The organism is Sulfurovum sp. bin170, assembly GCF_010892395.1.
GTDB lineage: Bacteria > Campylobacterota > Campylobacteria > Campylobacterales > Sulfurovaceae > UBA1140.
On the sequence record NZ_JAACKB010000325.1, the window covers coordinates 1 to 7,308 of the forward strand.

Genomic DNA, 7,308 nt, shown 5'->3' on the forward strand with positions numbered 1-7,308 from the left:
GAGAGAAGCGTTGACCTTAGTTATCTTTGCCTATGCATCGCACCTCAGGAGAGGATGCGATGAGGAGTGAGTAGATTAAAACTTATGACAAGCTTCTTTATGACCTAAATTACAAGCTTTTTCATAATATTCAATTGCAAGATTCTTATGGTTTCTTTCAACTGCTATTCCTAACATAAAACATCCCTTATTATATTTTAATTCACATGATTTTTCAAAATATTTCATTCCCAAATTGAAATTCTTAGGAATTCCATAACCTTGAGTATATGAAAGTCCTAGAGTAAAGCAACCTCTTCCATTATTTAGATTACATGATTTTTGATAAAACTTAATTGACTTTTGATAATCTTTTTGAACAAAAATACCATTGTTATAAACTGCACCTAAATTATAACAAGCACGAGCATGATTTAAATTACAAGCTTTAGTAAAAAGTTTCAGAGACTTAGGTATATCTTTCATCGTACCTTGTCCTGTATTATAACCTACTGCTAGATTATAACATCCATCTACATTATTTAAATCACAAGATTTTTGATAAAGCTTAACAGCTTTTTGATAATCCTGTGGTAATTCCTTGCCTCCCCAATATGCTAAACCTAAAAGAGAACAAGCTTCACCATTATTTAAATCACAAGCTTTAGACAAAAGCTTTAAAGATTTAAACATATTTTTAGTTACCATACTACCACCTGCATATAGCAATCCAAGAGTATAACAAGAAGCCCCATTATTTAAAGCACACTCTTTTTCTAATTTAGCAATTTTAGCTTTTTGAATGTTTGGGTTAACTACATTATTAGGTTTTTTAGTTGGCAAAGTAAAATAAAATTTCCCATACATAGATGAACTAGTCCAAGGGCGTTGTTGATGGTCAATAGATTCATCTTTGACAGCTTGACCCACATTGTTAAAAATATCAGTAATATTTAAAGGCTGATTAAGTTCTTGAAGAAGATGTTTGGTATAAAGACCATTTCCACCTTTTTCTCCATCTTCTGAAATCCCCCCAGGATAGGTAGCATAAGCCACAAAAACACCACTAGCACTATTTAGAGGAGCTAATCCTCCTCCACCTTTACCATCGGGACGACTTCGACAAGCATCTAAGATGACCATATTAAATCTATTTTTAGCATCTTTCATACCTAAAATAACTGAACTCAACGAAATTGAATTGCTCTTATTGACTCGTGAGGGTACTCTTGAATCAATAGGAATCAGATAGTTCTCTCCACCTACCTCTACTCCATGACCTGAATAGTAGAAAAGCCCTGTACCACCATTTCTTAGTTTATAAGAAAACTTCTCTATGGCACTCTGCATCTCAAATTGTGAAGCATTGGCTAATGAAATAACTTCAAATCCTTTTTGTCTCAAAGCTATACTCATCTTTTTAGCATCAAGCACAGGATTATTTAATTTACCAAAAAATTGATAATTCTGGTTTCCAATAACCAAAGCTAACCTATTCTCTTCTCGTATCTTCTTAGGTACAACATCAAAACCTTTTTTTACTACATGAGTAGTAGTAACACTTCTTTTTGGTGTATTACATGAAACTAACAACAATGCAACAATTACCGTAAATATAACTCTCATCTATTTTCTCCTATATGGTCAAACTCAATAATAACAGCAATTATACTATCTTTGCTTTTAACTTTCACACCTCTACCTGAATCGTAGTTAAATTTAATCATGCTTTGTGAAAAATTAATCTTACCACTCTCTATAAGCCCCTCACCCAAAACGGCTCTCAATCTACCCCTAACCGAACCTTGCCGATTTGCAAATGAGCTTTTGATAGCGTCAATATTCAGTTTCTCTTTGGAGTAGAGGACAATGAAATAATCTTTGCCTATGTGATTATCCATCCGAATGTGGCTATGCTCATCAGGAAAAGCAATGCTAGAGTTTTTGTATCCTAAAAATGCACTAATTCGGCTGTCGTGGGGAAAGATGGTAGAGACCTTGTTTTGAGCATCAAGACCAAAAGCGTAGAGGTAGGCAGGTTGAGCATTTTGGATAAAAAAGTTAAATCTTGTACCTGTTTTATAGGGTTGGTTCATCTTGTAGAGATTGCTGTTGTGGCTATAGGTTGCACTCATCTCATTGCCATTTGAGTCAACAAACTTCAACGCTCCACCCAATCTTGTTGGCTCTTGTGGTGGTGGGTTTGGTATCATCTCATAAGCCTCTCTTACAAAGTGACCAAAATCACTGTACCTAATCCAAGTGAAACCATCCTCTCCCCATCTTTTGCCCCAAGAGTTCATAAGCTGAAAACTTCCACCCTCTTGATTGTCATCATAACCAACCACCACCATAGCGTGACCTCCAAGATTTGGTTGATGATAATCACCCTGTGCAGGTTGCCACAACTGCTTGGCATGGTCAAATGAGTCTGGTGTTCTCATTCCGATAATGACTGGTTTCTTTTGAGATAGAGCTTTTTTTACTGGCTGAATCTTCTCTGTGTCATTTATTGAAAATAGCGTCTTAAAATCTTTGATTTTGTAAGCAGAGGCGTGGTTTCTATCCATTTGGGTAATGGGCTTGTTGCAATCAAATCTAAAACGGCTCAATTTCGCCACCCCTTGATTTTGAATAAGGTCTAATGCTCTACCAATATTCGTTCCACCATCACAACCTTGACGCGTTCTAATTTGATTATAGACATACGACGGAGAGAAGACAGAACTATCTGTTTTTGGACTATACTCCCTATTGTTTGTGATAGATTCCAAAATAGTCCTCGCCCCATACGCCGTAGCCCACGCTGTACATGTGCCTGTTGCCCCTTGACTTCCAACCGTGGGTGCGTAAGGTTGTAGTGAAACTGCTGTGGGGAGAGATTCAAAATCCCTTGTAAGAAGCTTTGCTGTTTTTGGGATATTTTGGTACGCCTCATCGTCAAAGATTAGACCTTTGTGGTAAGTTTGGGTGAATGAAAGGGTGGTTAGGGTTAGTATCAACGAGAGAATTTTTCTCATATGTTACCTTTTGTTTTTATTTGGTTAAAATTGCAATTTGATTTTTAAAGTATATCGTAAAGATGCTTAAGTGGGTAGATAAAAAGACATCCTTTATAAGCAGTTTGCACTTTTTAAATTTAATCGGTGGGCTTAAAAGCAACCACCCTACAAAAAAAGTGTCATCTCTTTTTTAGATAACCGTTCTCTATTTAATTTTATGTTCAATGACTATGGCATATAATCTCAAAAACCTTGACACAAAGTATCTAATTAGATACAATACAAAATGTACAAAGCAAAAAAAACAAAACTCTTCTCAAAATGGCTCTCTAAACTGAAAGATATGAGAGGTCGTATCGCTATAGCTAGACGCATTGAGCGAATGGAAAATGGTAATTTTGGTGATGTAAAACCTGTTGCTACGCATATATCAGAACTTAGGATAAAAACTGGTCCTGGATATAGGGTCTATTTTACAAAAAGGGAAGAGAAGATAATTATTTTGTTGGTTGGTGGTGATAAATCTACCCAATCAAAAGATATAGAAAAAGCAAAACAACTACTAGAGGAGTACAGCGATGAAGAGCAGTGAACTAATACCTTTTGATATAACAGAGTATCTTGATAGTGAAGAGGCGATAGCTGAATATCTCTCACAAGTACTTGAAGATGGGGATAATGATGAGTTTATAAGAGCCATTGGACATATTGCCAAAGCAAAAGGGATGGCACAGATAGCCAAAGATACAGGCTTGGGAAGAGAGAGTCTATATAAAGCATTTCGTCCTGATGCCAAACCTAGATTTGAGACCGTGATGAAGGTGATGAACTCTTTGCAGATTCAATTTAGTGCTATACCTCGGTTGCAAGTTGGGTAGGGATTGTTAAACCAACCCTACTTTTTTATTGAAATAATGCCAGAATAACACTTCAGTATCCTGTTTTAATCCGTTAAAAAGTTTCTTTAGATAAAATTAGCCTTAAAAAAATGGTAACCAAAAATGCTAGAGATATTCAAACAACAAAAGAGCTTTCTAACCAGAGCCAAAGAGAAGAGTTCATTTAAATACATTATAGATTTTGATGATAATGGTGCTTTTATAGAGGTGTGTGACAACAAGCTCAAACCATTAAAGGGTGTCGATTATCGTGTCTATAATGGGCTTGATAGAGAGATTTTACAGCTCATTGATGAGTGTCGTGAGGATGACTTTTTTCAGATAAGTTGGGAGCATGAGAGTGAGGAGATATATCTGCATTCTCATCCACGACTGCTTGAATTGTTGAGATTGAGTGATAAGGTATTCAGTGCAAAAGATGTGCCTATCTCGTTTGAAAGTGGGGTTTTGCAAGTTAAGTTAGAGGTGATTAGGGAGGGTGATAAATTCCTTGTGTTACCTACGGTTAGAGATAGTAGTGAGTTTAAATTTTTGACGAGCAGTTATATTTTGATAGGAGATAGAGTTCTACAGGTCTCTAGTGTTGGTGATAATTTTGAGCGACTAAAAACCTTTAATACAACAATAGATGAGAAGAAGCTAGAGGAGTTTTTGACCATCTTGGTAACACACTTTGAAAATATTGATATTGTCTATGATGGGTATAGTGTTGAGGAGAAAAGAGAGACCAAGCAGATAACTCCTGCTGTGATTTTTGAGAAGATTACGGTGGAGAATGAGTTGGTGCTTCGGACTTCGGCTACTGTGGGGCAGTTGAGTCCTGAATTTTTTAATGATTTCAATATTACTAAAATAGTGCTTGTGAATGATTTGACCAAAATTATCTCTATCTATGAGTGTGATTTTGCTGATGTATTTGAGATTTATGGAACTATCTTTAAAAATCTAAACTCACTCAAACGAGGTAAAAAAGAGCTTGACTTTTCAGAAGAGGATGGACTGTTTATTATCAATCAGGAGTTGGCAGGTAAGTTTATTTTGAATCATCTTCATAGTATTATTACCAAGTGTGAACTTTTTGGTAGCGAAAAACTCAAAGCTTATAACTATAACACTTCAACGCCAACTCTTTCTGTGAAATTCAAAGATAAAATCGACTTTTTGGATAGAGGTGATGTGAGTGTAAATATTGGTGAGGAGCAGTTTGATGTTTTTGACTTGATAAATCTCTATCGTAAACACGCATATATTCCTCTTCAAAATGGTGAAAAATCTATTATCGACAAAGATTATATGGCAAAACTAGAGAGGGTCTTCAAAAAAGATGGTAAAGATAAAGTCAAAGTCTCATTTTTTGATTTGCCAGAGATTGAGGAGATAATCGCTAGAAAAGAGCAGAAGGTATTTAGTGATTCGAGAGGTTTTTATGAGGGGTTCAATGAGCTTAAATCTTCAAAAAAGAGACTCCCAAAGCTAGAAGGTGTAAAGCTAAGAGAGTATCAAAAACATGGAATAAAGTGGATGAAATATCTCTATGATAATAAATTTGGTGGCTGTTTGGCTGATGATATGGGGCTTGGTAAGACGGTTCAGGCGATTACACTTCTCTCATATATCTATCCAAAAAGCAAAACTCCATCTCTGATTGTGATGCCAAGAAGTCTGCTTAGTAACTGGCAAAAAGAGTTTGATAAGTTTAACCCAAATCTCTCATACTACTGTTATCATGGTACAGATAGAGAACCAAAAGAGCTAAAAAAACATAATATTATCTTGACAACTTATGCTATTGTGCGAAATGATATAGAGAAGCTAAAAGAGTTGACATTTGATACTATTATCTTGGATGAGTCACAAAATATCAAAAATCTTGACTCAAAAATCTCAAAAGCTGTGATGCTTTTAGAGGGAAAACATCGGTTTGCACTAAGTGGTACACCTATTGAGAACTCTCTCTTTGAACTATATTCACTCTTTAGATTTCTAAATGCAGGAATGTTTTCTACCATTCGTGATTTCAAGAGAGATTACGCTGTGCCGATACAGAGTGATAGCAATGAAGCCGTAGCAAGAGTGCTAAGAGCTAAAATCTCACCATTTTTACTACGACGGCTCAAAAATGATGTCCTAACAGAGCTACCTGCAAAACAGGAGCAGGTTATTTATGTGGATATGGATGATGCTCATAAGAGGTTTTATGAGGAGAAAAGAGACTACTACAAAAAGATTTTAGACCAGCAGATAGCGACCAATGGGATAAACTCATCAAAATTTGTAATTCTCCAAGCCTTCAATGAGTTGCGACAGATTGCCTCGGCTCCTGAACTGAAAAGTGAAAAAAGTATTGTCTCTTCAAAGGTGGAACAGCTATTTGAGATGTTGGAGGATATTGTGGCAAACGGTCACAAAGTTCTTATCTTTGCAAACTTCTTAGGCTCACTCGATTTGATAGCCTCAAAAGCTGAGAGCATGGGGATAGAGTATCTGATGATGACAGGAAGCACACGAGATAGAGAGGCGTTGGTTGAAAAGTTTCAAAACGATAAAAAGCACTCACTATTTTTGATGACGCTTAAAGTTGGTGGGGTTGGATTGAATCTTACCGAGGCTGATTATGTCTTTATCTTTGACCCTTGGTGGAACAAATCAGCTGAAAATCAGGCTATTGATAGAGCTCATAGAATTGGGCAAAAAAATCGAGTATTTGCCTATAAGATGATAACCAAAGGGACTATTGAGGAGAAGATTTTGGAGTTACAGATGCAAAAGCAGGATATGACTGATATGGTTATTAGTGGTGATGAGGGTGGACTTAAGCAGTTAAGCTCTTCGGATTTAGATTATATTTTGGGGTAAGAGATGGAGTTTTTAAGTTTAGATAAAAAAGAGTTGAGAGAGTTTTTTGAAAACAAATATAAACGATATATAGAGCAGATTTTAGACTATATGATAGATAATTTTCCAAAGGAGGATTTAAAAGAGTTTCCAATACCAGATTTTATGTTTAATAAAACGAAAAGGTATCAAGCTACCAAAGGTAAATTACTTAGTGTGATATTGGAGCTTTTTAATAATCCAAGGTTTATCACAAAATTTCATGCAATCCTTAGCAGAAGTGAAGCATCCCAGCATCTATACTATAAGATGATATGGGAAAATAGGAGATTTGATACAGCAGATATAGTATCTAGATTTAATATTAAAATAAAATCTCCAAAAGTTAAAAGTTATGATGCTGATAGAGTCTACTTAGAAGATGAACTCTCGCTAGTAATTAGAGTCATCAGGTACTCATATAGAGTAGATAGTGATATCATCTATATTGAAGAGGATATCAGAGAGATACTAAAACTACTCTATCCTATCCCAAATGATTACAAGCTTATCCCAAGAACCAAGATTATTGATACGGAGTTTACCTATAGTAA

General features: G+C 35.7%; 6 protein-coding genes. 4 read left to right on the top strand and 2 right to left on the bottom strand.

The features are described from left to right. Nucleotides 1-75: 75 nt before the first annotated feature. Together GSY74_RS07715 and GSY74_RS07720 are read right to left on the bottom strand one after the other, a co-directional pair. Nucleotides 76-1,605: a caspase family protein gene (locus GSY74_RS07715; protein WP_164664523.1), complete on the bottom strand. Its 1,530-nt coding sequence runs from the start codon at nt 1,603-1,605 to the stop codon at nt 76-78. Further along, nucleotides 1,602-2,999, bottom strand: a complete 1,398-nt coding sequence (locus tag GSY74_RS07720) for a C1 family peptidase (protein WP_164664524.1) — start codon at nt 2,997-2,999, stop codon at nt 1,602-1,604. Before GSY74_RS07720 ends, GSY74_RS07715 begins: the two co-directional genes overlap by 4 nt. A 268-nt stretch (nt 3,000-3,267) precedes the next feature. Here GSY74_RS07720 and GSY74_RS07725 point away from each other — a divergent pair, with 268 nt between their 5' ends. From GSY74_RS07725 to GSY74_RS07740, 4 genes are all read left to right on the top strand, one after another. Further along, nucleotides 3,268-3,573 carry a type II toxin-antitoxin system RelE/ParE family toxin gene (locus GSY74_RS07725; RefSeq protein WP_164664525.1) on the top strand — a complete coding sequence of 102 codons (306 nt, stop codon included), beginning with the start codon at nt 3,268-3,270 and terminating at the stop codon, nt 3,571-3,573. Then, on the top strand, nt 3,560-3,859 hold the full coding sequence (locus tag GSY74_RS07730) for an addiction module antidote protein (protein ID WP_164664526.1): 300 nt from the start codon (nt 3,560-3,562) through the stop codon (nt 3,857-3,859). The genes GSY74_RS07725 and GSY74_RS07730 overlap by 14 nt, the downstream gene beginning before the upstream one ends. A 123-nt stretch (nt 3,860-3,982) precedes the next feature. Beyond that, nucleotides 3,983-6,736, top strand: coding sequence for a DEAD/DEAH box helicase (locus GSY74_RS07735; protein WP_164664527.1), 2,754 nt, complete (start codon nt 3,983-3,985; stop codon nt 6,734-6,736). A 3-nt stretch (nt 6,737-6,739) separates the two neighbouring features. Next, a partial coding sequence (locus GSY74_RS07740; RefSeq protein ID WP_164664528.1) for a hypothetical protein occupies nt 6,740-7,308 on the top strand: 569 nt, incomplete at its 3' end.